Consider the following 25,375-nt stretch of genomic DNA (forward strand, 5'->3'; position numbering starts at 1 on the left):
ACACAGAAAAAATAAATGCCCCTCGTGATATTGCGGGGGGTATGTTTTTATTTGCCAAATTGTTTATTGCTGTGATATAAATACTTCACTCACATTAATTTTTTCATGAAAGGATTTGATTCATAATATGAGTATAGCGGTATACTGGGCTGCATTGCAGGATATGATTCTCAAGTCGGGCTTCTTTGGCCTCACTACCGGGAACATCATCATGATTGTAGTGTCATTCGTCCTTCTCTATCTGGCTATCGGGAAAGGCTTTGAGCCGTTATTGCTTGTGCCGATCGCTTTCGGCTGTCTTCTTGTGAATCTCCCGCTGTCGGGAATCTGGGACGAGTTCAACGAGACGACCCACACAATAGGCTTCCTGCGCTCGCTGTATTACGGTGCAGAGTTCGAGATTTACCCGATATTGATATTCTTGGGCATAGGTGCAATGACGGATTTCGCCCCCCTCATCGCGAACCCGATAACATTCCTGCTCGGAGCGGCGGCGCAGTTCGGCGTTTTCGTGGCGTTCATCGGTGCTAACTGGCTCGGAGATCTCACGGGCGGACTTGTGTCGTTCAACATCAAAGAGGCTGCGAGCATTGCGATTATCGGAGGCGCGGACGGCCCTACAAGCATTTATCTCACTGTCATGTTAGGGCAGACTCAGATTCTCGGAGCGGTTGCGGTTGCGGCGTATAGCTACATGTCATTAGTGCCGATGATTCAGCCTCCTGTGATTTACGCGATGACCAGCAAGAAAGACAGGGGAATCATCATGGGACAGCTCCGCCCGGTCTCAAAGCGCGAGAAAATTTTGTTCCCGATAATCTGCACGGTTGTTACGGGACTCATCCTCCCCGCGTCAGTGCCTCTTGTGGGCGTTCTCATGTTCGGAAACCTGCTGAAGGAATGCGGAGTAACAGATCGTCTCAGCAACACGGCGCAGAATGAATTGATGAACATAGTAACAATATTCCTCGCGCTGTCGGTAGGTTCGACAATGGCGGCTGACAAGTTCCTGACGGTCGGGACTCTTGCGATTATTGCGCTTGGACTCGTTGCGTTCGCGTTCAGCACGTTCGGCGGACTGCTATTCGGGCAGATAATGAAAGTTCTTTCCGGCGGGAAAATCAACCCGATGATCGGCGCGGCGGGAGTCAGTGCTGTACCTATGGCGGCGCGTGTCGTTCAGCGTTGTGTGCAGAAAGAATACCCCGGACATTTCCTGCTCATGCACGCGATGGGGCCGAATGTCGCGGGCGTTATCGGTACGGCTGTGGCGGCGGGCGTAATGCTCACACTTCTTTCACGGTAAAATATTTCATGGAAAATTATTGCCGGGTGATTCCTGTGATGAGGGTCGCCCGGTATTTTTTTCAGGGAAGGAATTAATTTTCATGAGAAAGATTTTCGCGATTCTTTGTGTGTTTTTCATTACGACTTTGACAGCCTCAGCAGAAAATATTGATGTCAAAATCTCCGTGTCTGGAGTCGGAATTTCTGAAAACGTTGAGTTTGCGAGATATGACACATGGCCGGAAGCTAGCCTGAAGATGAATGTCTTTGCCCCTGCTGACGGGAAAAAGCACCCCGCTGTTGTGTTCATTCCCGGCGGCGCGTGGATCGCAGCTCCGAAAGAGTCAGGCTATTATCTGTGCATGAAGCTGGCGGAGAATGGCTTTGTTGCGGCCTCGGTTGAGTATCGCGTTATAGGTGCAGCCGACTACACCGAAATTATCGCAGACGCAAAAGCCGCTGTGCGTTTCCTCCGGGCGAACGCTGACAAGTTCAACATAGACAGCGGAAAAATTGCGGCAATGGGACAATCCGCAGGGGGCTATCTCGCGATCATGCTGGGCGTTACGGGTGATGATAAATTTAATTCGGGGGACAATCTCAAGCAAAGCAGTGAAGTTCAAGCTGTCGTTGACTTTTTCGGGCCGACTGACTTAACGAAAATTGCCAATGATTATTCCGATGAGAAAAAAGCCATCTACTATTCGCCGTCAAGTTTCGTGTCGATATTCGCGAACGGTGTCGCAGGCTACAAGAACAGGAAGGGCGGAAGCATTCTCGACACTCCCGGAACAGCGCACGCCTCGAATCCGCTGAACTACATCAGCAAAAAGACCCCTCCGTTCTTAATCTTTCACGGTGACTCAGACAAGACAGTATCAACAAGCCAGTCAAAAATTTTACACGAGGCATTAACCGCAAACGGAATCGACTCAACGCTCTACATCATCAAAGGCGGAGAGCATGACGGAAAATATTTCTATCAGCCTGAAGTCATGAAAATAATAACGGACTTCCTTAACCGAGTACTGAAATAAATTACGGAAAAATATTGTCGGGGGATTCGTGCGGGAGTCCCCCGACAGTTTTTTGTACTGAAGGGAGAAATTTTTTCCATGTTTCTATGCCAAGCTGAAGATAGTACGGGATTTTCTCTTTATGCTCCCAAAAGGTAAAAATTCGGTGAGGACTGAGGACTTATAGCGTCTATTTTATTTGTGTCAATTCCTTTGCGTTAATTCGTACTGAATGAATTATGCACAGGCCGACAAAAGAATCAGCCTGTGCGTTAAGGAATGCTATTCCCATTCGATAGTTGCCGGGGGCTTTGATGTTACGTCCATCACAACGCGGTTGATACCGGGCACTTCATTGCAGATTCGCTTTGACACGCGGTCTACAACGTCATAATCTATCCTGCTCCATTCAGCCGTCATAGCGTCCTGTGAGTGTATCGCCCTAAGCACTACCGCTTCATTGTATGTTCTGCTGTCGCCCATTACCCCGACAGACTTCACCGGCAACAGCACGCAGAACGCCTGCCAGATTCCCGAATAGAGTCCGGCCTTTTTCAGCTCCTCCCGGAAAATAGCATCCGCTTTCCTGAGAGTGTCGAGTCTCTCTTTTGTTACAGCACCGAGACACCTCACTGCGAGTCCCGGCCCGGGGAAAGGCTGACGGCTGATTATTTCGTCAGGCATTCCGATAATTTTTCCCAGCCTCCTAACCTCGTCTTTGAACAAATCCCGCAGAGGCTCAAGAAGTTTCAGGTTCATTTTTTCGGGAAGCCCGCCGACATTGTGATGTGATTTTATGAGGGCTGATCCTTTCTTTGTCCCGCTCTCGATTACATCAGGGTATATTGTTCCCTGCAAAAGCCATTCTGCTCCGTCAATCTTCTTTGCTTCACCGTCAAAAACTTCAATGAAAAGCCGCCCGATAATCTTTCGCTTCTTCTCCGGGTCTGTAACTCCGTCAAGCTCACGCAAAAATATTTCTGACGCATCGACATACTTCACATTGAGGCCGATATTCTCATACTCCTTCATGACGGATTCAGGCTCATTCAGGCGCATTAATCCGTGATTGACGAAAACGCACTGAAGATTGTCGCCTATTGCCTTGTGGACGAGTGTAGCCGCAACGCTGGAATCGACTCCCCCCGAAAGCCCGCACACTACCTTAGAGTCTCCGACAGTCTCACGTATCGCCGCTATTGTGCTGTCTACCCAGTTCGACAAATTCCAATCCCCGTGGCATTTGCAGACGGTGAAAGCGAAATTACGCAGGATATAATTCCCGCTCTCTGTGCTGACGACTTCCGGGTGAAACTGGAGTCCGTAAAAATTCCGTGAGGTGTCCTCAATTGACGCGATTATGCCGGTGTCAGTGAGCGATGTTGCACGGAACCCCGGCGGAAGCTCCGCGACATTATCGCCGTGGCTCATGAGTACGCGCCCTGTATCGGGTATATTCTCGCTGAGGATTACGGAGTCGCCCCCGGCTTTATGGATTTCCGTAACGCCGTATTCACGCACATGGCCGGAGATGACTGTCCCGCCCGTCATTTTCGCGAGCAGTTGCATACCGTAGCAGATACCCATGACGGGACAGCCCAGCGAAATAATTTCCGGGGCTATCGTGATTGCGTCAGGGTCATTTACGCTGTCGGGGCCTCCTGAGATGATTATGCCTTTGGGTGAACAGGATTTTATTTTCCCGATGTCCGCGTCCCAGTTGAAGATTACGCTGTGTACTTTCATTTCACGTAGCCTTCTTGCTATAAGCTGTGTGAACTGTGAGCCGCAGTTGATGATGATAATATTCTCGTTGTCTGCCAGCAAAATTATACGCCTCCTTTATTCTGTCAAATTATATACTGTGTTTGCGTGTATAATCACTCTATCACAATAAAGGACGTGAATACAGTGTACAGAAAAATATTATCCCTCCTGTTCGTGTTAGCATTCGCGCTCTCATCGTCAGCAGAGGAATATACCCCCGGTGATGTTATTGTCATGCTCAAGCCGTCAGCAAAGGCAGAAATTTCTGCGTCATCGCTCCGTCTTGAAGCCTCAGAATTTGCCGGGACATTCAGCGCGTCAGTGAAGGAATTTTACCCGGCATTGTCCGAAAACGGCGGCGGCTCGTTCATGATGATTCACTCCGACAGCATGGACGCTGAAGCATTGTCGGCCATTCTCCGCGAAAATCCCGGTGTTGCGGCCGTGTCCCCGAACTACAAAATACATGCCGCAGTTGCCCCGAATGACACATCATACGGCGAATGCTGGGGGATGGAAACTATCAGGGCTAATTACGCCTGGGACATTACGCAGGGCGGGGATGATGTCTATGTTGCCATAATCGACTCAGGCATCGACTACACTAACCCGGACTTGTCCGCCAATGTCGCTTCAGATATGGGCTATAACACTGTCGGAGGCTCTGAGACAAACGGAATGGACGACTACGGACACGGGACTCATGTCGCAGGGACAATAGGGGCTGTCGGGAATAATAATCTCGGAGTCGCCGGCCTGAATTGGAGCGTCAGAATGATACCCGTGAAAGCCCTCGACAACACCGGGAGCGGGACATTCAGCACCGTGATAAACGCAATGAATTATGTTACGAATCTCATCAATCAGGGAATGAATATCAGGGCGGTGAATCTTTCGCTTGAGACTTACCTGAAACTTGAGCCGAATCATGATAATTTTGTCGGGTTTCCGCTGTGGCGTGCGTTCAAGATCATGGACGACACGAACAAGGCAGTAATAGTTGTAGCCGCAGGCAATTACAGCGAGACAGTCGGAGAGCCTAGCAGCCACGCGCACGGCCTTGTGCCGGGAGCAGGGTACTATGTATATCCCGCGTCATTCACGGGCTTGGACAACATGATTTCAGTCTCAGCACTTAACCGCAATACCGAGACAGGCGCGACATTTATGGCATCATTCAGCAACGACGGAGCGGACATATCAGCACCGGGAGTCGACATCCTAAGCACATGGCTTCAAAGCTCATCGGCAAACATGACAGCGGAAGGTGTGAGTCTCAGGTCAGCGCAGGGGACATCAATGGCGGCTCCTCATGTTGCGGGGGCGGCGGCTCTGATTGCGTCATATATCCCGGTCCGGGCGACGGCCTATCAGATTAAGCAGGCACTTCTGATAGGGGACGAGCTGAATGTTTATGCCTCATTGAATTACGCTGATGCCAATTTCGAGAATCTCGCCTCACAAGGTACGGAGGGACGCTCCTATGACGATTACAGGGCATATGATGAGACGGATTACAGCACTCCTTCAGAGAGAACAAGCTCATCCGGGGGCTGTTCGGGACTCTCTGCGGGAATCGCGGGGCTTGCGCTTGTGTTCATGCTTGCGCGGAAGAGAATAAACTGATACAATACTGCGCTGTGATACGGGCCGGTGTGGCTCAGAGGTAGAGCAGCGCACTCGTAATGCGCAGGTCAACAGTTCGAATCTGTTCACCGGCTTTCGCAAAGATCCGTCAGAAAATGGCGGGTCTTTTTTTTGTGTGTGTGCATTATGACGTAATTCACGGTGCTATAATATGCAAACTCCTAGTAGAAAGAAGGAATTACCATTGCGTAAAATTTTGTGGCTCGCGTGTGTCCTGTCATTGGCGGCAATCCCTGCACATGCGGAGCTGTCAGCATTGGAGCGCGGAAGCACGGCAGGACGAATCATCTACAGCGTTTCGGATAGTGCTTATCTCACTAAGGACGGAAGCGTGATAACGGAGGAAGCTATATCCGGCCTAAGCTCTGCGGATTACGGCAAAACGGGACTCATTGCTGACGGAAATTCGCGGCTGATCCTGCGCTACAAGTCAGACACTCCCGGCGCTGTGGAGTTCAGCGTATCACCGGCTCTTTCAGGCGCAAGGCTTGAGACTCTCGCGTCAAGGCAGGAAATTACATCAGCGTTATCACTCGCAAGCACGTCAGACGGGTATCAGGCTTCAGCGGTGTTAATCGCCCCGGAGACATGGCCGTCATCAATCACTTATCCCAGCGGAAATTTCACAGTAACAGCAACATTTACGCCTTCAAACGGAAGCGCAGCAACTGAGTCAATGACTCTCACTCTCAAAGCTCCGTCAGTCGTGCTGATTCACGGCGCGTTCGGGGACAATGAGAGGATGTTCGGCTATGCGACAGGCTCAAACACAGGTGTGTGGCGCAAGCTCGAAAACGCCGGACTCACTGTGGCAAGCTGGAATTATGACGGCACAAAGTCCCCGAAGGCTTTAATCTCAAGCAACACGAACGGACTCGCGCAGATCATCTCAGACACTCTCAACAAACTTAACGCAGACGGATACGAAGCGACAAGAGTAGACCTCGTTACGCACAGCACAGGCGGATTGATGGCGCGTCAGTATCTCCGCAATGACACAGACACGGGCAACAAGACAGCTAACTCATACGGACTCGGAACAGTACGCAGAGTCGTAACAATAGCTTCTCCCAATCTCGGAACGCCTATAGGGTCATACCTTGCGGGGAATTTTTCGAGTCTCCCGTCATCGTGGCAGAACTGGCAGGCTAAATCATGGTGGGAAGGCACCGGCTACAATCTCATAAAGGGACTCGCGCTGCGTAATTATGATGTTGACGAGGCAATGAAGGATTTCTCGTTAGGAAGCTCATATCTTGCGGGGCTTGGGTATCCCGGGATTCCGTTCCATTCGATTTACGGCAAAATAAAATCGGACGACGCGAAAATCAGCAAACTTTTTGACGACGTTGTAACAGGCAACATAAAGGGTCTCAGTGAAATTGACTGGCTTCCTGAACAGCTCGTCAGTCAGCTCACATCATCAAAACTTGCTCTCATAAGCGGCGTGCTCAAAAGCCTGTCAGATGATATACGCTTCAAGGAATTACTCGGCGCGTTCTTCGGCGATGATGATTATGATCTCGTTGTTTCAGAGACAAGCGCAAAGGACAAATTCCCCGCGAACGCCGTAACATCATTCACTGGAATCGGAACTCACAATCACGTAATGATTGCCCGGCAGGATGACGTAGGCGACAGAGTATTGGCACTCCTCAGAGGCGGCACGGACAACTTCATGATTAACACGGCTTCGGCGGCTGAATATGACGCGGCATTTGATACTGTTGCGGACTCATTCGGCGAATATCTCAGGGCAAGCGCAGAAAATGACTTGAGCGAATATATTGACTCAACTATGACTCTTGAGACTTCAGCCCCGAAAGATGAATACATGGGCGAGGACGACGGAACAGAACCGACGACTCAGAGCGTGAAACTTTCGGGCAAATCGGCCTCAGCATTCAGCGAAGATATTTATGTTGTTCTTGATGACGGTTACGGTGCGACAAAATTTTTCGTCATGAATCCGACAAACAGAGGCTCATTTGACGTAGATATTTGGGCAGACAAAGAAACAAAGGGACTCTATCAGATATATTACTTCACCGTTCAGAATGGCAAGCTCAAAATTTCTCCGGTTCAGACAGTCGCATACGTTCCGAAATTCAGCAGCAGCGCAACGCCCGTAGTGTACTGGTCATCAGCAGAGAACATTTACGCCCATGAAGGCGAGGAAGTTTTTGCGGGACTTATGGTTAATGCTGAAGGAAAGAATTACGACATCTCCGCGACTGCTCTCGGTGTTGCGGCGTACATAGTATCAGACCCCAGCATAGCGGAAATCACAAGCTACGGACAAATTAAGGCACTAAAAGAAGGCACAACGAAAATCACGGCAACTGCTTACGGGCAGACAGCGAGCGTGAATTTCATCGTGAAGTCCTCAGCGTCAGAAGAAGACACGACAAAGGATCTCACAGTTACGGGCGGAGGCGGAAGCGGAAATGTCATTGCAGGCTCAGGCACAAGCGGAGGATGCAATACGGGACTCGGAGCGTTAATCCTGCTGTCAGCAATTTCACTTTTCGCGAAAAAACGTTAAGCCACAAAAAACGCAACAAAAAATCCCGGAATCGATTTCGACTCCGGGATTTTCTTTCTTCCGTAACAATTTTAGACCCCGCACCCGCCTCCGCAGCTCGCACAGCTTCCCGAACAGCCGCCGCCGAATCGCCACGAATTAATCACAGGCACAAATATATCAAGTATCGCCTGAACATCGTCAGAAACCCCGTCAGTTTCCTCCAGCAACAAATTTTCCATGACCGTCTCTTTCGTGTCGTACCCGTCAAGAATCGCCTGCACTATGTCCCGGAGATATACGCTTTTTGCCAGGCACACAGGGGTGTCAGCAGGAGCGCGGCTCCAGTCTACACGCTCTGAAATAATTTCCTCCATTATTCCGCCTCCGTAAAATAAAGCCCGCAAGACCCGTGATTGAGTCCTGCGGGATTAATGTCAATTATACAGCGTGAATCAAGCCTTACAGTTTCGCCGCGATTGCCTGAATGAACTGCTTGCTGTCAACTACCTGCGGAACGACTCCCTCGCAGAGGCCGGACAAGTCTTTTGTCATGACTCCGCCCTCGATTGTCGAGATTGTAGCCTTTTCGAGTTTGTCGGCAAAGAGTACAAGCTCTCCGTTGTTGTCAAGCTCTCCGCGTTTCCTGAGTGCGCCGCTCCACGCGAAAATTGTCGCAACGGGGTTCGTTGATGTCATTTTGCCCTCGTCGCGGTATCTGTAGTAGTGTTTCGTTACAGTGCCGTGCGCCGCCTCGTACTCGAAATTCCCATCAGGCGAAACAAGTACGCTCGTCATCATCGCCAATGACCCGAAAGCCGTTGAAACCATGTCGGACATTACATCGCCGTCATAGTTCTTGCACGCCCATATGAAGCCGCCCTCGCTCCTCATGACTCTTGCTACTGCGTCATCAATCAGCGTGTAGAAGTATGTGATTCCTGCCTTGCGGAATTTCTCGGCGTATTCCTTCTCGAAAATGTCCTGGAAAATCAGCTTGAATGTCTGATCGTACTGCTTTGAGATTGTGTCCTTTGAGGAGAACCAGAGATCCTGCTTTGTCGAGAGCGCATACTCAAAGCACGAACGTGCGAATGACATTATTGACGTGTCTTTGTTGTACATTGCCTGCAAAACGCCGGGGCACTCGTAATCGTACACTGTCTCGCGGAACTGTGCGCCGTTTTTGCCAGTGAAAAGCAATTCAGCTTTGCCCGGTTCCGGGACTCTGTACTCTGTTCCCCTGTAGACATCGCCATACGCATGACGGGCTATCGTGATGGGCTTCTTCCAGTTTTTGACGACGGGCTTAATGCAGCTCGTGAGGATGGGAGCGCGGAACACTGTGCCGTCAAGCACCGCACGTATTGTGCCGTTGGGCGACTTCCACATCTCGTGGAGGTTGTATTCTTCAACGCGCTGTTTGTTCGGGGTAATTGTCGCACACTTGACTCCGACATGGTGCTTCTTGATTGCCTCAGCGGCTGCCCATGTTACTTTGTCGCCGGTCTTGTCTCTCTCAGGCAGTCCCAGATCGTAATATTCCATGTTCAAGTCAACGAACGGCAGAAGGAGGTCATCTTTGATTATCTGCCACAGTACGCGGGTCATTTCGTCGCCGTCCATCTCTACGATGGGATTTGCCATTTTGATTTTTGCCATTGTTGAAATCGAATCTCCCTTCAGAAATTATTGCTGTGTTGCGTTATTATGTTCTCGCCTTATGCAGGGTTGCGCCCACTGCCCTCGCCTTTCGCAGGGTTGCGACCCCTCCCTGCCCTCCCCTTGCGCAGGGTGGCGACCCCTCCCTGCCCTCCCCTTACGCAGGGGAGGCAAGAACACGGGCGAGTCTCTCGTCCCCCCTGCAAAGGGGGTAGCCCTGCCAAGGGGGGAAACAGGGGGGTGTGTCTTATTTCTTTCTGTTGCGGTTGAAGTTGATGAGACATCCGGCCTTTACGATCGTTCTTTCGTTGTCGGTCATCGGCTGAATGTAAAGCTCCGCTTCTGTTACCTTGCCGCCTTTGATGATGTATGCTTTGATGCTTTCGAGCTTGTTGTCATCGAGAGCCTTGCGGATTCCGGGAACGTAGACATAATCGCCGACCTCGAAATCAGGCTGCCCCTTCAGGTGGAACGGAATCATTCCCCAGTTCATGCAGTTGGAGCGGTAACGCTTTGTGGCGTATTCCTGCGTGATGTTGGCGAGCGCACCCAATACCCTCTGGCATGAGGCTGCCTGCTCACGCGCTGAACCGTCGCCGGGCTTGTTGGCGTAAATCGTTGAGCCGAACTCGATTGTCATCGGGTCTGCGTTCTCTTGGCCGGGTATCGTCTTGATTGCCGCGTAAACTTCTGCCATGTCGCCGTGAGCCGGGCTGACTCCCTTCAGTCGCTCATACTCGATTTTCTGTACTGCCTTTGCTTTTCTGACATATTCAGGGTCTCTGCGTGAGAGCGTGAACTCAGCAAGGCCGAGCGGGTTCGACCTGAATGATGATGTCTCGCCTGACGGTATAAGCTCGTCCGTTGTCGTAACCTCGTCAAGAATCTTTGACACAACGCGCAGAAGGATATTGTCGGCTAATTCTTCCTGCTCCGGCCAGTCTTTGATGTTCGGCCCGAAACGAATCGGCGACTCAAGATTGGCTTTCCCGAATCCCCAGTAGACGCGGGACTTGTACGCCTTGTCGTCATAGTGGTACGCGGGAATGTCGCCCCAGCAGTCGAGATCCTCGGCTGAGGTGAGTTTTCCGCCGTTGGCCGCTGTTGCCGCGATTGAACGTGCGTCCATGAGTGCAACTGCTGACATTTGACCGTTTCCGGGCTTTGAGCCTTCGCGGTTCGGGAAGTTTCTCGTTGTGTGGCGGATTGAGAGTGCATTGTTTGCGGGAGTGTCTCCTGCTCCGAAGCAAGGCCCGCAGAAAGCTGTACGGATGATTGCGCCTGCGTCCATGAGGTCAGCAAGGAAGCCTTTGCGGTCAAGGTCAACAAATACGGGCTGTGATGACGGGTAAACGCTCAAATAGAACTCATCAAATCCGCATGTCTTGCCCTTCAGAGCGTGGGCGGCCTCGACAACGTTGGTGTAGTTTCCTCCCGCACAGCCTCCGATTACACCCTGCTGAACGTATAATTTTCCGTCCGGCGTAATCTTGTCCATAAGCGTGAAATGCGCCCTGCCTCCGGCGACTTTCTCGGCTCTCTTCTCTGTGTCGGCGAGGATGTCCTTCATGTTCGCGTAAAATTCTGCGATTGTGTAGGCGTTTGACGGGTGGAAAGGAAGTGCGATCATCGGCTTTATTGATGAGAGGTCAATTTCCACGCAGCCGTCATAGTACGCGACATCGGCAGGGTTAAGCTCCTTGTAGTCTCCCTCGCGGCCATGTTCGGCGAGAAACGCTTTCGTGTCGTCGTCAGTCTTCCACACGGACGAAAGGCACGTTGTCTCAGTCGTCATTACGTCAACGCCGTTGCGGTAATCTGTCGTCATTGTGGCAACGCCGGGGCCGACAAATTCCATGACCTTGTTCTTTACGTAGCCCTTCTCAAACACTGCTTTGACGATTGCCAGCGCTATATCATGCGGGCCGACATAGGGAGCGGGCTTGCCCTTCATGTAGATTGCGACGACTCCGGGGTAGGCGACATCATATGTATCCTGCAAAAGCTGTTTGACGAGTTCGCCGCCGCCCTCGCCGATTGCCATTGTGCCTAACGCGCCGTAGCGTGTGTGAGAGTCTGAGCCGAGAATCATTTTCCCGCACCCCGCGAACATCTCGCGCATGAACTGATGAATGACTGCGATATGCGGAGGGACATAGATTCCGCCGTACTTCTTCGCCGCGCTGAGGCCGAAATAGTGATCGTCATCGTTGATTGTTCCGCCGACAGCGCACAGCGAGTTGTGGCAGTTAGTCATGACATAGGGAAGCGGGAATTTCGTCATCCCTGAAGCGCGAGCCGTCTGAATGATTCCGACAAACGTAATATCATGGCTGGCCATCGAGTCGAACTTAATCCGCAGGTGTTCCATGTCGCCGGATGTGTTGTGCGACTTCATTATTCCGTAAGCGATTGTGCCTTTCTTGGCCTCGGCCTTGTTGTATTTGTTCGCGGCCTGGCTCTCAGGCAAAATCTTTTCGCCGTTGATGAGGTAAACGCCTTCATCGTAAAGTTTGATCATCTTGTGAGATTACCCCCTCTTGAGATTTTCAGGGCAAGCATAAATGTATCAATATACAAGATGTACTTGATGTTACGCCTGCGAAATTATTTTGTGAGTTAGTGAATTTTTGTACACAAATTATAACACGGAGGCCGGAATAAAAATCTCCGTATGATTAATGATGATTGGGCGGAAAATTTTTGTACCCCGCACAAGATTTTGACATGATGACAAAAAAATGATAATTTCTCCAGCGAATAATAATCCCGATTTTAACAGGAGGAAAAATTCATATGGAACTCACGAAAGAAGCAAAGGGTTCAGCCCTTAACATCGCGCTTGACGGGAGACTCGACACGACCACAGCCCCGCAGCTTGAAGCGGAAATCTCCGGCGGCCTCGAAGGAATCACAGACCTGACAATCGACATGGCCAAGCTCGTCTACGTGTCATCAGCAGGACTCCGCGTTCTGCTCAAAGCTCAGAAGATCATGAACAAGCAGGGAAAAATGACCGTCAAGAACGCCAGCCAGGAGATAAAAGAAATCTTCGAGGTAACCGGCTTTGACGAACTCCTCAACATCGAGTAAGAATGCTTGACTTCCAGCCGATAGCACCCGGCTTAAAGTTGCTGGCGGATTCCTATACGTTCAAATACGGCGGGGGATCCTGCCAGCATTCTTTTGTGTCATCATGGACGCTCAGACACAAATACGGGGACTCATTCTGCGAGCATGAAGGCTATCTCTACACTCTGCGCGCTAAACTCTGCACGGAAAATGAGAGGATATATCTTTTCCCTTACGGCCCGCGTGAAAGCGATGAGGCAATGAGGCACGTTATACAGAATGTTATTGATGACGCTCACAGCCATAACGCACGGGCGAAATTCCAGACTCTAACGCAAAGCGCAAGGGACATAATCACGAGGCTTTTTCCCGGAAGATTCACGCAGGAATACAGCCGCGACTGGTCGGAATATATCTACGACTCTCAGAGCATCGCTACATATTCGGGCGCAAAGATGGCCTACAAGCGCAGGGACTTCCAGAGATTCGGGCGTGATTACGCAGGAAGAGTCGAAACTGTCATGATGACTCCCGCGAATATCCCGGCGGTTCGTGATTTCCAGGCTCAATGGCTGAAGGCTAAAATTGACGGCAGCAATGACCCTGCGGAAAAAGCTCAGGTTTCAGGCGAGGACGTTGGGATTCAAGTTGCGTTTGATGACTGGTCTATGCTGGGTTTGACGGGAATCGTGATTCTCATTGACGGTGATGTGAAGGGATATGCTTACGGCGCAAAGCTCTCTGATGATTACATTGACGAGATAAACGAGAACTGCGACCACAGAATACCGAATATTTACCCGTTCGCAAAGCATGAATTTTCGCGTCTCTGCTGCAATGGGATAAAGTATATCAACTTTGAGGAGGATACAGGCTCTGAGACTCTGAGGTCAGCAAAGAATCACTACAAGCCCGCATTCCTTATTGACAAATATATTCTCTGCGAAAAATGAACAGATTAGAAGCAAATATTTCATTATTTTTCATAACGTTTTTTGCGTCAGTGCAGTATGTATTTCTGATATGGATTCCTGATTCCGTTCCTCATTTTGCGTTTTTGTGCATAACGAATCTTATCGGATTCATAATGTCGCTGGCTTTCTTTGTCGGTGAATTGTTCCGTCTTGACACTCAGCAGGTTAAGAACAGCATGATACTTTCAGCACAGTTAATAGCCTTCAATCTTTTCCTGCTTATGGGCGTATCGGGACTCGGTGCTTCACTGACGAACGCAGTACTGTCAACGAATTTCATTTTCATTGCGGTGATAATGTTCTTTGAGTACAAACAGATTCCCGACAAGGGGACATTTTTCGGAGTATCAGCGGTGTTCATCGGGCTTATGCTCATGAGCGAGGCGGGAATATCGGACTTCATGAACAAAAGCGTGATTTACCTCACAGCCTCAAATGTCGCGTTTGCTTTCTACATTGTGAGCGTTGGCAGGTACTCTTCATCCTCTAACCCGTCAATTATCGCAATGGGCCAGATGTTTTTCTGCTTTGTCTTCAGCCTCATATTGTGGATTGCTGAAGTGATTTTGAGGGGAGTACCTTTCACGCTTCCTTTGAACCCGGAATTTTGGGGCAGCGTGTTTTACATCAGCTTCTTCATACGCGGTATTTACGGAATCATTCAGGTATACGCGCAAAGATACATTTCACCGCTGAACACGTCATTGATATTCTCAACGGAGATCATTATGACAATGGCAGTTTCTCCGATATTATCGGAATTTCTCGGAACTCCGCCGGAAGTCATAACAGTGCCGAAAATCATCGGTGGCGTTGCTATTGTTCTCGGCATATTGATGACTGAGCCGAAATTTTTCGGTGCGTTAAGGAGGTTATTGCGTTGCGGGAAAAATTGAAGCTGATATTTCTTTGTACGCTCGCATATTTCGTGATTGGCGCTCCCATTCAGATGACGAATATACTTCCTTCATTCGCGGGAATCAAAAACTTTCTGCCGTTCACGTTAGGGCTGTTCTTTGGTGCTTACGGTGTGGCGGGCTGCGTAATCGGGTGCATTGTCTCGGCGTTTTTCGTGAACCCGTCAATCTCTGATGTGATTCGTGAATGTTCCTGCGTAATCGTAACGGGACTCGGAATGTTTTACGGCTGGCATTTCCTCAAAAAGTCCGGGCGAATCTCCTTCAAGACATGGCCGGATTATTCGCGCTATATTCTGCTGCTTGTGATTCTGAGCCTCTTTTCAGGGGTCATATACTCACCTTCAGGACTCGCCGTCAGTGTTCAGGCAGGACTCGCATATTTTCTCACGGGGCTTTTTATCGGAGTGCCTGTAAATATTCTGTTCTCATCACTTCTCTATATTGAGCCGGTAATGCCTCGCGGAAAAATCTTGTCATATGACGCTGAATTTTGCCTTTTGCCGAGTGCCGAATCACTTGAGGGAGCGAACGAGATTCTTGAAATGTCAGCAATGAAACGCGGCGTAAACATAAAACGAGTGCTTGAGATTCAGAGCTGCATAGAAGAGCTTGCAATACGAATCCAAAACGCACAGCCTGACGCAAGAATTTCTGTCTCTGTAATATTCGGGGACGCAATATCAGCGAGACTCCATTACATCGGGGAAAAATATAACCCCTTCCACATTAGCAAAAACGAGGACGAAATAGACATAATGAGCCTCAAAATCATAAAGCACCGTGCAATCCGCGCCTCATTCAGCTACAGCGGAGGGGAAAACACTGTACATGCAGTAGTGTAGGAGGATTTATCATGCGTAAGTCAACAATCAAAAAGAAAGTGCGCGCTGTTGTTCTGTATATCTCCGTAACAGCGTTAATCATAATGGGTGCTGTCGGCATTCTCGGAATGAGTCATATAAAGGATGACAGCGAACTAGCATTGATTCGCCAGATGGAGCAGAATCTGAGAAACATAACAGACAGCCAGTCAGATTTAGCGGAGTCGGAGCTGGGTAAATATGCCGGATATGTTCAGAATTTCGCGGACTTCATTCACGGGCTTTATGTCAGTCCTGATTATTATCTGCCTCATGAAGTTATGCCGCCGAAAATCGAGAACAGCGGAATACTTGCCATGCAGAGAGTCTTAGACCCAAGCGCAGACATTAACGCCCTCAAATCTGAGATCAGCCTTCTGGGAAATCTCCGGCAGATCTGGGATCCCATCATAACCGCAAACAGTGATGTTATCACGTCAATTTACGCCGGAACAAAAACGGGCGCGATGATTGCATACGACAAAAATTCGTTTAACGCAGTCCCCAAAAACACAGCAGAAGCCTATTATGATTTTCACGATTCTGAATGGTACAAAAATGGCCAGGAAAAAGGAAAAGTATTCTTCACTGATGTATATTCAGACGCTTACAACATGGGAATGATGATAACCTGCGCCGCTCCGTTTTATGATGCTTCCGGGAATTTCGCCGGAGTTGTCGCAATGGACATGCTGATTTCGGATTTGTACCGGGCAATCATTGAGCTTGATTTCGGCCATGAGGACGCATATGCTTTTCTCTTTGACAGGAAAGGGGATCTGATTACGCCTCCTTCAGACGGCAAGAAACAGTACACGTATCACCCTGAAGACATATCATCACTTACAGCATACGAAATTGTGTCGGGTAAAACTGGAGTCTCATTGTCCGACAGCGGAGTCTATTACGCATACACGCCGATAGAAATAACGGGCTGGAAATTCTGCGTCAGAATCCCTCAGAGCGTCATACTTGCGCCTGTCCGCGATGTGAACGAGCGCGTCATTTTCACTATCCTGTCATTTCTCGGTGCGTTCGTGATAGTCGTTGTGCTTGCGGTCATTGCCTCGCGTAAATTCTCGCATAAGCTGACAGAGCCGATAATCGCCCTTGAAGATGACGTGCATAAAATCTCAGGCGGAAATCTCGATTACCGCGCCGAAATCAGAACGAATGACGAAATCGGAGACCTCGCAAAATCCTTCAACGACATGGCCGCGTCCCTCAAAGACTACGTGAAGAACCTCGCCGCCGTAACAGCCGAGAAAGAACGAATCGGGGCAGAGCTGAACATAGCGACACAGATTCAGGCCGACATGCTTCCCCGTATATTCCCGCCGTTCCCGGAGCGCAAAGAGTTCGACATTTACGCCACAATGAACCCGGCCAAAGAAGTCGGCGGTGATTTCTATGATTTCTTCCTTGTTGATGACGATCATTTAGCTATGGTCATGGCTGACGTTTCCGGGAAGGGAGTCCCCGCGGCGTTATTCATGGTGATAGCAAAGACGCTCATCAAGAACCGCGCACAGATGGGCGGCACTCCTTCAGAAATTCTTGCTGACGTGAACAATCAATTATGCGAGGGGAACGAGGCTGAATTGTTCGTTACTGTGTGGCTTGGCATTCTCGAAATATCAACCGGCCATGTTTCAGCGTCAAACGCAGGCCACGAATACCCCGCTATATATCGTCCGGGCGAGGGCTATACGCTCTTCAGGACAAAACAGAGTCCCGCCGTTGCCACAATGGAAGGTATACGCTTCAAGCCCAGCGAGTTCACATTGAATCCGGGCGATGATTTGTACCTTTACACGGACGGAGTAGCGGAGGCGACAAATTCACATGATGAGCTTTACGGGACAGACAGAATGATTGACGCGCTGAATCACACTGACGGGATGACGGTTGAAGAAATTTTGCGGACAATGAAGAAATCCGTCGATGATTTCACCGGGGACGCTCCGCAGTTTGACGACATCACAATGCTGTCCCTGAAGTATTACGGAAAATAAAATGATGAGGAATAATATTGCCGTACAGATTGTAGCCGTATTCGTCTGCGTAATCGCGCTTCTTGCGGTTTTCGTGTGCGTAACGGGCTACACTCAGTTCACGCTGTCAGTGTCGACACAGTACGAGGATTGCGCCTACAACACCGCCCGGACAGCCGCGACAATGATTCCCCCTGAGCTTTTTACGGGAGAGTCCGCCGGGGCTGATTACAGTATGCGCTTCAGAATGCTCAATGACGAATGGGAACGCCTCGCAAACACTCAGGACGCTACATTCATTTACCTTATACGCCCGGACAAGACAGACTACAATCACATAGAGTTTTTCCTCAGCATAATGAACAGCTCCGCGAATTACGAGCGTTACCCAAGCGGCTACGTTCGCAAGACAACGAATGACGAATACCGCCAAGCCTACAGAGAAATCTGCGAGAACGGAAAGCAGAAGGCAACAATTTTCCGCGACAAGGGCGACAGTGAGACAGGGCATCACATCACCGTAATGATTCCCGTGAAGACAGGGAAATCCGGGACTGTCGACTGGATTCTATGCGTACAGCGTCAGATGGAGCGGCTGAACTTTTACCGAAAATCCTACGTCAGGCATGTAGCATTCGGGGCGGCTGTCATTCTCGGATTCATTCTCGTGGTTTACGGGGTGTACCTTGGGCGTGCGCTGATTGTCCCGCTGAGGAAAATTGCGGCGGAGGCTGTGAGATTCGCGGGCGAGCATACAGAGCCGGAGTCCCCTCTCGGACATGACATAACATCACAGAACGAAATCGGGAAGTTAGCGCGGACTGTTGACGCTATGGAGTCGCAGGTTCTCACCTACATAGACAGCATAACCCAAATCACAAAGGAGAAGGAACAAATCAAAGCCGAACTCAATATAGCCGCGCAGATTCAATTGAGTATGCTCCCGCGTGAGTTTCCGCAGAAAAAAGAGTTTGAGATTTTCGCGACAATGACTCCCGCAAAGGAGGTCGGCGGAGATTTCTACGACTTCTTCATGATTGACGGGAATCACATCGCGCTTGTTATGGCTGACGTGTCAGGGAAGGGAATCCCGGCGGCTTTGTTCATGGCAATATCGAAAGCGTTAATCAGGACACGGGCGCAAATGGGCGGGACTCCCTCTGAAATTCTCGCGGACGTGAACAGCCAGCTTTGCGAAAGGAACGAGGCCGAATTATTCGTTACGGTGTGGCTTGGGATTCTCGACATCTCAACGGGTCATGTTACTGCCTCCAATGCCGGCCATGAATACCCCGCAATCTACCGCCCGAATGAAGGCTATACACTCTTCAGGACGAAACAGAGTCCGGCAGTCGCTACGATGGAGGGACTCAGGTTCAGAGGCTCGGAATTTACGCTCAATCCCGGCGATATTCTTTACATTTACACGGACGGAGTCGCCGAGGCCACGAACATTAGCGGGGAGCTTTACGGCACTGAAAGAATGATTGACGCGCTGAATCATACTGAGGGAATGACGGCTGAAGATATTTTGCGGACTCTGAAGAAGTCTGTTGACGATTTCACCGGAGACGCACCGCAGTTTGATGATATAACAATGCTCGCGCTGAAATATTACGGAAGGGGAGAAAACATTTGAAGGAACTTACCACAGAGGCCAGCGTTGCGAAACTTGATGAAGTGATTGATTTCATTGACGCATTTCTTGAAGAGCATGAATGCCCGATGAAGACAATGACTCAAATCAACGTTGCCGCAGAGGAAATTTTCGTGAACATCGCGCACTATTCCGGCTCGGAGAAGGCTACAATCACCGTCAGCAAATCCGATGGCATGGCCGAGATCACATTCACCGACAACGGGCGGCCATATAACCCGCTCGAAAAGCCTGACCCCGATATAACATTGCCCGCAGAGGAACGCGACATAGGCGGATTGGGTATATTTATCGTCAAAAAGACAATGGACAGCGTTAGCTACGACTGCCGGGACGGGTGCAATATTTTCACCATGCGGAAAAGGATTGAGGCTTGATGTTTATCGGGCGCGACATTGAATTATCACAGCTAGAGGAAGCATATTCGGCGGACGGCTGCAAAATTTTCGCTGTTTACGGGGCGAGGGGAGTCGGTAAAACGACTCTCATTGAGGAATTTTGCCGGGACAAGAACGCCATAATATACTCTCCTGTTTTCGGGGACGGAAAAGCCAACCTCACGCACTTTTCGGGGATTGTCCTGCGTCATTTCGGGGACATGAGTCATCCTGCGTTCCAGTACTGGGAAGACGTGCTTAAATACATTGCCGGGAAAAATCAGCGTATTGTGATTGTTGTTGACAGTGCTGACCTTTTCGCGGCGAAATTCCCCGTAGTCATGAAAGTTTTTGCGAGGGCTGTTGACTCAGTATTCAGGGACAGGAACATACTGCTGATATTTTCATTAGTGAATCTCACCGGGCTTAGAGCTGCCGGAATGTATGACCGTGCGACAATAATACATCTCGGAAAATTCCTGACAGAGAAAAATATAGAGAGCCTAAAGCGCGAGGAAATGAAGCGGACTGTCATAGGCGGGGCGAAATTCGTCCAAGTTTCAGCCGACAGCGTTATACTCCGCGAGGGTGAGACTAACAGCGAGATGTACAAGATAATTTCAGGGCGGGCGGTGTGCGACATCAATCACGATACGGATGAAGAATATCTGCTTGGGAGTCTCAATGAGGGAAAAACTTTCGGCGAATATTCCCTGCTGACTGACAGCCCCGGAATTTACACCGTTACGGCCTACAGTGATATGCTCCTGCTGAAGATAAGCCGCGATGATTTCGAGGGCTTCATACAGATGAACGCGGCTAACTCCGTCAACATCATGCGGAATATGTCGGCCATGATGAAGATGATGAAGGTCAATATCGACATGCTGAACGGTGAATTACATCCCAAAGAGTAACAAACAACAAAAAATCCCCCCTGCCGTTTCTGACAAGGGGGAAAAATTTTGTCCGTTAAGTTATTTCTTCCTTCCCTGCCATTCACAGAGAAGCCCCGTTGCAACCATCATAGAACTCCACGTGCCTGCAATCATTCCGACTAACATAGCGTAGCTGAACGCCATTAACACCGGCCCGCCCCAGACGCAAAGAGCGATGACCGGGAATAGTGTCGTAAGTGTCGTGTTGATTGTACGCGCCAATGTCTGATTCAGCGACTTGTTGACGAGGTTCACGATGCCCTCGCGGGATAATGTCCCCCAGTTTTCGCGCACTCGGTCAAGAATTATGATCGTGTTGTTCAGCGAGTATCCCACAATCGTAAGTATCGCCGCAATGAATGACGAGCCTATTTCCATTTGGGTAACGCTGAAGAATCCCAGCGCGATAATCACATCATGCACGAGAGGCACAACGCTGACCACAGCAAAACGGAACTGGAAACGCAGCGTAATGTATATCAGTATGGCGGCAAGCGCAATTGTTACGCCTATGACAGCCTGACGGCGCAATTCTCCTCCGACAACGGGGCCGACTTTCTCAAAGCCTGTAACCTTCATGTCGGGATATTTTGCGGTCAAAGCCTTAACGACAGACTCGCGGCTCTCTTCTGTGTCCTCGTTCGTGCGGATGATGATTCCCTTCTCGCCGAAATTCTGAATCATCGCACCTTTTGCCACGATTGACGAAATGACATTGCGAACCTCGGCAATATCCGGGCGCGTGTCGAACTCTGTCTGAATTACGTTGCCCCCCGTGAAATCGATTCCGAGATTGAGTCCCTTTGTGAAGAGTAATACGAGACTGGCGATAACAAGCACAAGGCTGACAGTGAGGGCAAATTTGCGGTGCTTCATGAAGTCAATATTTCTCATTTCCTCACGATCTCCTTTCCGCGCTTTACGAACAACTGCAATATAGCCCGCGTTACGACAATGTTAGCGAAAACGCTCGCCACAAGTCCAACCGACAGCGTTACGCCAAATCCGCGCACAGAGCCTGACCCGAAATAAAACAGCACCAGCGCCGCAATCAGTGTCGTGATGTTGGAGTCAAGAATCGTAACAAGTGCTTTGCGGAATCCTGCGTCAAGAGCCGCCATAGGAGTTTTGCCCGTCTTCTGCTCTTCCTTCACGCGCTCATATATCAGCACATTTCCGTCAACAGCCATTCCCAATGTCAGAATGATTCCCGCGATGCCCGGCAATGTCAGAGTCGCATTGAACGCAATCAATCCCGCGAAAATTAACAGCACCGTAACAGCAAGCGCGAAATCTGCGGCGAGTCCCCGGAACTGGTAGTATATCAGCATGAACACAAGCACCATTCCCGCACCGAACAAGCCCGCTTCAAGTCCCTGCCTCACGCTGTCAGCTCCCAGGCTCGGCCCTACTGACCTGTTCTCGGCAATCTCGACAGCCACAGGGAGCGCACCTGCCTTCAGCATTATCGCGAGTCTTCCGGCCTCCTCAGAGCTGAAACGCCCGGTAATCTGAGCATTTCCCCCGGCGATTCTGTCCTGCACAACGGGAGCGGAGATTACAACGTCATCAAGCACAATGGCGAGCTGTTTGCCGACAAGTTTGGCGGTTGCGTCCTCAAAGAGTTTTGCGCCCTCGCTGTTGAACTCAATCGACACTCCGAGACGGCCGAGGCTGTCCGGGTTGACTTGGGCATTCACTAAATCTTTTCCCGACAAAAGCACAGGGCCGAGAAGGTAATATCTTCCGGCTTCCTCAGCAGGTGCTACGATTGAGCCGGGTACGTCATTCACTCTTGCCTGAAAATCTGCACTTGCTGTGCTTAACTGGTCTATTGCCTTCTGCCATCTCTCCTGAGCCTGAACGAACTGAATATCACTGTCGTAATTGCTCCTAATCGGTGCGGGAGGAGGAGTCCCCGTTGAGTCTATGACCTCGCGGAAATCCATTTGTGCCGTGCGTCCGATAAGCTCAAGTGCCGCGGCGGGATCCTGTATTCCGGGAAGGTCAACTATTATGCGGTCGCTTCCTGATTTCTGTATGATAGGCTCTGCGACTCCGTACTGGTCAATACGATTCCTCAATACGGCAAGTAATCTGTCTATGCTGTCATCGCCGAGGGGATTTTCGGGTGTTCCTTTTGCCTGTAGGACAATGTGCGCGCCCCCCCGCAGGTCGAGTCCCAAGTTAAGCCCGTCCCGGCTGAAGTACGCGAAACATGCCGCCCCCGCAACTACAATCAGCACAAGCCAGAGGCGTAATCTGTCGGTGCGGTTCATTAAGAGGCTGCCTCCGTTTTCGCTGTGCTGACTGCGCGTTTGCCCTGTACGGCTGATTTCAGGATTGTTACGCGGACTCCCTCGGCTATCTCAATCTGGAACGAGTCATCACGAACTTCACGAACAGTCCCGTAGAAGCCGCCGATTGTGATTATCTGATCTCCGCGGGCTATGCTGTCTATCATGTTTTTCTGCTGCTTGTCGCGTTTCTTCTGAGGCCGGATAATGAAGAAGTAGAATATCAGCACGAATATTGCGAGCGGGAATAACATACCCATCAATCCGCCCTGCTGCGCTGCTCCTCCTTCTGCACCGCCAGCCCCCCCGCCTGTTGAAGGCGCACTGCCTCCGCAGGGGTTTACTGCTGTTGTTGATTCTGCCATGTCGATAAAATTACCTCCAAAAAATTATTTCCTGTGCCACGCTACTGCTTCAATCTCAATTTTCACGCCCTTGGGCAAATCCTTCACCGCAACGAATGACCGCGCCGGGGCATTGTTCGGGAAATACTCAGCGTAGACAGCATTGACTTCCGCAAAGTCTGCGATGTCCGCCGCAAATACAGTAGTCTTCACAACGTCCGTGAGCCTGTACCCGGCCGCCTCAACAATTGCCTTCAGGTTTTCGAGCGAGCGTCTCGCCTGAAGTGAGACTGTCCCGGGGATTTCGCCTGTTGACGGGTCAACGGGGATCTGCCCTGAGACGTAGAGAAATTCTCCGGCCTGAATTGCCTGCGAGTATGGGCCGATTGCCGCGGGGGCTTTGTCGGTTGAAATTTTGCGCCGTAATACTACCTGTTCGAGAATTGAGTCGGGGTCTACAAATGCCATGATGATACCCTACTTCCACATGGGCGAATATCTGTCGAGGCGGGCATATTTCGCGGTGTCTCCGAGGTCTTCCTCAATCCTGAGAAGCTGATTGTATTTCGCGATTCTGTCGGTGCGTGCAACGCTTCCCGTCTTAATCTGTCCTGCGCGAGTCGCAACCGCCAAATCAGCAATGAACGTGTCAGCCGTCTCACCCGAACGATGAGACACAACAGCCGCGTAACCTGCCTCGCCTGCCATGCGGATAACCTGAAGAGTCTCGCTCACTGTGCCTATCTGATTCAGCTTCACGAGTACTGCATTTGCTACGCCCTCAGCGATTCCCTTTGCGAGGATTTTCGGGTTTGTTACGAACAAATCATCGCCGACAAGCTGAATTTTCTTGCCGAGTGAAGCTGTCAGAGCCGCCCAGCCCTCCCAGTCATCTTCAGCGCAGCCGTCCTCAATCGAGATTACCGGGTAATTGCTCGTGAGATCCTCATACATTTTCACAAGCTCGCCGGAAGTGTACTCAGCTCCGCCGCTCTTGCTGAAAACGTACTTGTTTTTCTCCGGCACGAAAAATTCTGACGATGCTACGTCAAGCGCAAAGCTCACATCATCGCCCGGCCTGTATCCGGCTTTGTTCACGGCCTCCATGAGAAGGTCAAGTGCTTCCCGGTTGTCTTTGAGGTTGGGAGCGAATCCGCCCTCATCGCCGACACCTGTCGAATATCCCCGCGCCTTTGTGCAGCCTTTGAGAGCGTGATAGACTTCCGCGCCCATCCTGAGAGCCTCAGCGAATGACTCCGCGTTGTGAGGGACAATCATAAACTCCTGGAAGTCGACAGTTGAGTCAGCGTGTGCGCCTCCGTTGATGACGTTCATCATAGGAGTCGGGAGAAGACCTCCGCCGATTCCGCCGAGCCATGAATACAGCGGCAGGCCGTGAGACTCAGCCGCGGCCCGGGCGTTTGCCATTGACACGCCGAGAATTGCATTTGCGCCGAGCTTTGATTTCCCCTCTGTGCCGTCAAGAGCGATCATTGCGCGGTCTAATGCTCCCTGATCGTCTGCGTCCATTCCGAGAATTTCGGGGGCGATTTTCTCGTTCACGTTCTCTACTGCGTGCTGTACGCCTTTGCCGTTGTAGCGGGCTTCCTTGTCGCGAAGCTCTAATGCCTCGTGGACTCCCGTTGATGCTCCCGAAGGAACCGCGGCGCGTCCCATTGAGCCGTCTTCAAGGTAAACGTCAACTTCTACTGTGGGATTTCCTCTTGAGTCAAGAATCTCGCGGCCATGAATACCGATAATTGATGCCATGAAAAAATCTTCCTCCTGTGAAAAGTTTTTGATTATGCGCTAATTATAATTGGCAACCGAAAAAATGAAAACGGTTTTTCACGGGGCTGATATATAATTTGCCTGTCCCTAGTGCATATTCCATGCGGGCGAGTCTGTATCATCAATAACATTTCAGTAGCGTGATTTCATGAGAAAGTTTTTGCCGGCTTTGCTGACCGTTATATTTTCAGCGGGCGTTTCATTTGCCGGAGTCCTCAATGTAGGAATACTAACCCAGCTCAATACGA

21 protein-coding genes and 1 tRNA gene are annotated in these 25,375 nt (G+C 50.4%); 13 read left to right on the forward strand and 9 right to left on the reverse strand.

The features are described 5' to 3' along the window. Positions 1–133 precede the first annotated feature (133 nt). Both IKQ95_00120 and IKQ95_00125 read left to right on the forward strand, forming a co-directional pair. Positions 134–1,306, forward strand: coding sequence for a sodium ion-translocating decarboxylase subunit beta (locus IKQ95_00120; GenBank protein MBR4195105.1), 1,173 nt, complete (start codon positions 134–136; stop codon positions 1,304–1,306). Between the two features lie 82 nt (positions 1,307–1,388). Further along, positions 1,389–2,324 carry an alpha/beta hydrolase gene (locus IKQ95_00125; GenBank protein ID MBR4195106.1) on the forward strand — a complete coding sequence of 312 codons (936 nt, stop codon included), beginning with the start codon at positions 1,389–1,391 and terminating at the stop codon, positions 2,322–2,324. Positions 2,325–2,585: 261 nt separating this feature from the next. Here IKQ95_00125 and guaA read toward each other — a convergent pair whose 3' ends face one another. Beyond that, positions 2,586–4,130 (reverse strand): glutamine-hydrolyzing GMP synthase, encoded by a 1,545-nt coding sequence (gene guaA, locus IKQ95_00130; protein ID MBR4195107.1) that lies wholly within the window; start codon positions 4,128–4,130, stop codon positions 2,586–2,588. Between the two features lie 84 nt (positions 4,131–4,214). On the opposite strand from guaA, the gene IKQ95_00135 reads away from it, so the two are divergent. The 3 genes from IKQ95_00135 (at position 4,215) to IKQ95_00145 (ending at position 8,262) form a co-directional block, all read left to right on the forward strand. Further along, positions 4,215–5,696: a S8 family serine peptidase gene (locus IKQ95_00135; GenBank protein ID MBR4195108.1), complete on the forward strand. Its 1,482-nt coding sequence runs from the start codon at positions 4,215–4,217 to the stop codon at positions 5,694–5,696. Between the two features lie 23 nt (positions 5,697–5,719). Then, a tRNA-Thr gene (locus tag IKQ95_00140) sits at positions 5,720–5,791 on the forward strand. Positions 5,792–5,901: 110 nt separating this feature from the next. Beyond that, a complete protein-coding gene (locus IKQ95_00145; protein ID MBR4195109.1) occupies positions 5,902–8,262 on the forward strand; it encodes a hypothetical protein in 2,361 nt (786 codons plus the stop codon). 71 nt (positions 8,263–8,333) lie between these two features. Here IKQ95_00145 and IKQ95_00150 read toward each other — a convergent pair whose 3' ends face one another. The 3 genes from IKQ95_00150 to IKQ95_00160 form a co-directional block, all read right to left on the reverse strand. After that, a complete protein-coding gene (locus IKQ95_00150) occupies positions 8,334–8,618 on the reverse strand; it encodes a hypothetical protein (protein MBR4195110.1) in 285 nt (94 codons plus the stop codon). Between the two features lie 85 nt (positions 8,619–8,703). After that, positions 8,704–9,903, reverse strand: coding sequence for an NADP-dependent isocitrate dehydrogenase (locus tag IKQ95_00155; GenBank protein ID MBR4195111.1), 1,200 nt, complete (start codon positions 9,901–9,903; stop codon positions 8,704–8,706). A gap of 247 nt (positions 9,904–10,150) precedes the next feature. Continuing rightward, positions 10,151–12,424, reverse strand: coding sequence for a hydratase (locus IKQ95_00160; protein ID MBR4195112.1), 2,274 nt, complete (start codon positions 12,422–12,424; stop codon positions 10,151–10,153). 275 nt (positions 12,425–12,699) lie between these two features. On the opposite strand from IKQ95_00160, the gene IKQ95_00165 reads away from it, so the two are divergent. From IKQ95_00165 to IKQ95_00200, 8 genes are read left to right on the forward strand one after another with little or no spacing between them, the layout of a single operon-like run. Then, positions 12,700–12,996, forward strand: a complete 297-nt coding sequence (locus IKQ95_00165; GenBank protein MBR4195113.1) for an STAS domain-containing protein — start codon at positions 12,700–12,702, stop codon at positions 12,994–12,996. Positions 12,997–12,998: 2 nt separating this feature from the next. Continuing rightward, positions 12,999–13,928: a DUF2156 domain-containing protein gene (locus tag IKQ95_00170; GenBank protein MBR4195114.1), complete on the forward strand. Its 930-nt coding sequence runs from the start codon at positions 12,999–13,001 to the stop codon at positions 13,926–13,928. After that, the gene (locus IKQ95_00175) at positions 13,925–14,845 is read left to right on the forward strand and encodes a DMT family transporter (protein MBR4195115.1); all 921 of its coding nucleotides are present in this window, start codon (positions 13,925–13,927) and stop codon (positions 14,843–14,845) included. The genes IKQ95_00170 and IKQ95_00175 overlap by 4 nt, the downstream gene beginning before the upstream one ends. Further along, positions 14,830–15,711 carry a hypothetical protein gene (locus IKQ95_00180; GenBank protein ID MBR4195116.1) on the forward strand — a complete coding sequence of 294 codons (882 nt, stop codon included), beginning with the start codon at positions 14,830–14,832 and terminating at the stop codon, positions 15,709–15,711. Before IKQ95_00175 ends, IKQ95_00180 begins: the two co-directional genes overlap by 16 nt. Positions 15,712–15,722: 11 nt before the next feature. Further along, a complete protein-coding gene (locus IKQ95_00185; protein ID MBR4195117.1) occupies positions 15,723–17,744 on the forward strand; it encodes a SpoIIE family protein phosphatase in 2,022 nt (673 codons plus the stop codon). A 4-nt stretch (positions 17,745–17,748) separates the two neighbouring features. Beyond that, positions 17,749–19,362 (forward strand): SpoIIE family protein phosphatase, encoded by a 1,614-nt coding sequence (locus IKQ95_00190; GenBank protein ID MBR4195118.1) that lies wholly within the window; start codon positions 17,749–17,751, stop codon positions 19,360–19,362. After that, complete coding sequence (locus tag IKQ95_00195; protein MBR4195119.1) at positions 19,359–19,757, forward strand: ATP-binding protein; 399 nt, start codon at positions 19,359–19,361, stop codon at positions 19,755–19,757. Before IKQ95_00190 ends, IKQ95_00195 begins: the two co-directional genes overlap by 4 nt. Next, positions 19,757–20,674 carry a cyclic nucleotide-binding domain-containing protein gene (locus tag IKQ95_00200; protein ID MBR4195120.1) on the forward strand — a complete coding sequence of 306 codons (918 nt, stop codon included), beginning with the start codon at positions 19,757–19,759 and terminating at the stop codon, positions 20,672–20,674. The genes IKQ95_00195 and IKQ95_00200 overlap by 1 nt, the downstream gene beginning before the upstream one ends. 60 nt (positions 20,675–20,734) lie before the next feature. Here IKQ95_00200 and secF read toward each other — a convergent pair whose 3' ends face one another. From secF to eno, 5 genes are all read right to left on the reverse strand, one after another. Continuing rightward, positions 20,735–21,589: a protein translocase subunit SecF gene (secF, locus tag IKQ95_00205; GenBank protein MBR4195121.1), complete on the reverse strand. Its 855-nt coding sequence runs from the start codon at positions 21,587–21,589 to the stop codon at positions 20,735–20,737. Further along, the gene (gene secD / locus IKQ95_00210) at positions 21,586–22,974 is read right to left on the reverse strand and encodes a protein translocase subunit SecD (protein MBR4195122.1); all 1,389 of its coding nucleotides are present in this window, start codon (positions 22,972–22,974) and stop codon (positions 21,586–21,588) included. Before secD ends, secF begins: the two co-directional genes overlap by 4 nt. Then, complete coding sequence (gene yajC, locus IKQ95_00215) at positions 22,974–23,246, reverse strand: preprotein translocase subunit YajC (protein MBR4195123.1); 273 nt, start codon at positions 23,244–23,246, stop codon at positions 22,974–22,976. The genes secD and yajC overlap by 1 nt, the downstream gene beginning before the upstream one ends. Before the next feature lie 135 nt (positions 23,247–23,381). Continuing rightward, positions 23,382–23,804: a RidA family protein gene (locus IKQ95_00220; protein MBR4195124.1), complete on the reverse strand. Its 423-nt coding sequence runs from the start codon at positions 23,802–23,804 to the stop codon at positions 23,382–23,384. Positions 23,805–23,813: 9 nt separating this feature from the next. Continuing rightward, positions 23,814–25,106, reverse strand: a complete 1,293-nt coding sequence (gene eno / locus IKQ95_00225; protein MBR4195125.1) for a phosphopyruvate hydratase — start codon at positions 25,104–25,106, stop codon at positions 23,814–23,816. Between the last annotated feature and the right edge of the window lie 269 nt (positions 25,107–25,375).

The organism is Synergistaceae bacterium (genome assembly GCA_017540085.1).
In the GTDB taxonomy this organism is placed as follows: domain Bacteria; phylum Synergistota; class Synergistia; order Synergistales; family Aminobacteriaceae; genus JAFUXM01.

Excerpts from the sequence above, each read along its gene's own strand:
- IKQ95_00160 (MBR4195112.1), bottom strand. The coding sequence starts at position 12,424 with ATGATCAAACTTTACGATGAAGGCGTTTACCTCATCAACGGCGAAAAG.
- IKQ95_00155 (MBR4195111.1), bottom strand. The coding sequence starts at position 9,903 with ATGGCAAAAATCAAAATGGCAAATCCCATCGTAGAGATGGACGGCGAC.
- IKQ95_00200 (MBR4195120.1), top strand. The coding sequence starts at position 19,757 with ATGTTTATCGGGCGCGACATTGAATTATCACAGCTAGAGGAAGCATAT.
- IKQ95_00125 (MBR4195106.1), top strand. The coding sequence starts at position 1,389 with ATGAGAAAGATTTTCGCGATTCTTTGTGTGTTTTTCATTACGACTTTG.
- secF (MBR4195121.1), bottom strand. The coding sequence starts at position 21,589 with ATGAGAAATATTGACTTCATGAAGCACCGCAAATTTGCCCTCACTGTC.
- yajC (MBR4195123.1), bottom strand. The coding sequence starts at position 23,246 with ATGTTATTCCCGCTCGCAATATTCGTGCTGATATTCTACTTCTTCATT.
- IKQ95_00170 (MBR4195114.1), top strand. The coding sequence starts at position 12,999 with ATGCTTGACTTCCAGCCGATAGCACCCGGCTTAAAGTTGCTGGCGGAT.
- eno (MBR4195125.1), bottom strand. The coding sequence starts at position 25,106 with ATGGCATCAATTATCGGTATTCATGGCCGCGAGATTCTTGACTCAAGA.
- IKQ95_00220 (MBR4195124.1), bottom strand. The coding sequence starts at position 23,804 with ATGGCATTTGTAGACCCCGACTCAATTCTCGAACAGGTAGTATTACGG.
- IKQ95_00165 (MBR4195113.1), top strand. The coding sequence starts at position 12,700 with ATGGAACTCACGAAAGAAGCAAAGGGTTCAGCCCTTAACATCGCGCTT.
- IKQ95_00175 (MBR4195115.1), top strand. The coding sequence starts at position 13,925 with ATGAACAGATTAGAAGCAAATATTTCATTATTTTTCATAACGTTTTTT.
- IKQ95_00150 (MBR4195110.1), bottom strand. The coding sequence starts at position 8,618 with ATGGAGGAAATTATTTCAGAGCGTGTAGACTGGAGCCGCGCTCCTGCT.
- IKQ95_00185 (MBR4195117.1), top strand. The coding sequence starts at position 15,723 with ATGCGTAAGTCAACAATCAAAAAGAAAGTGCGCGCTGTTGTTCTGTAT.
- IKQ95_00190 (MBR4195118.1), top strand. The coding sequence starts at position 17,749 with ATGAGGAATAATATTGCCGTACAGATTGTAGCCGTATTCGTCTGCGTA.
- secD (MBR4195122.1), bottom strand. The coding sequence starts at position 22,974 with ATGAACCGCACCGACAGATTACGCCTCTGGCTTGTGCTGATTGTAGTT.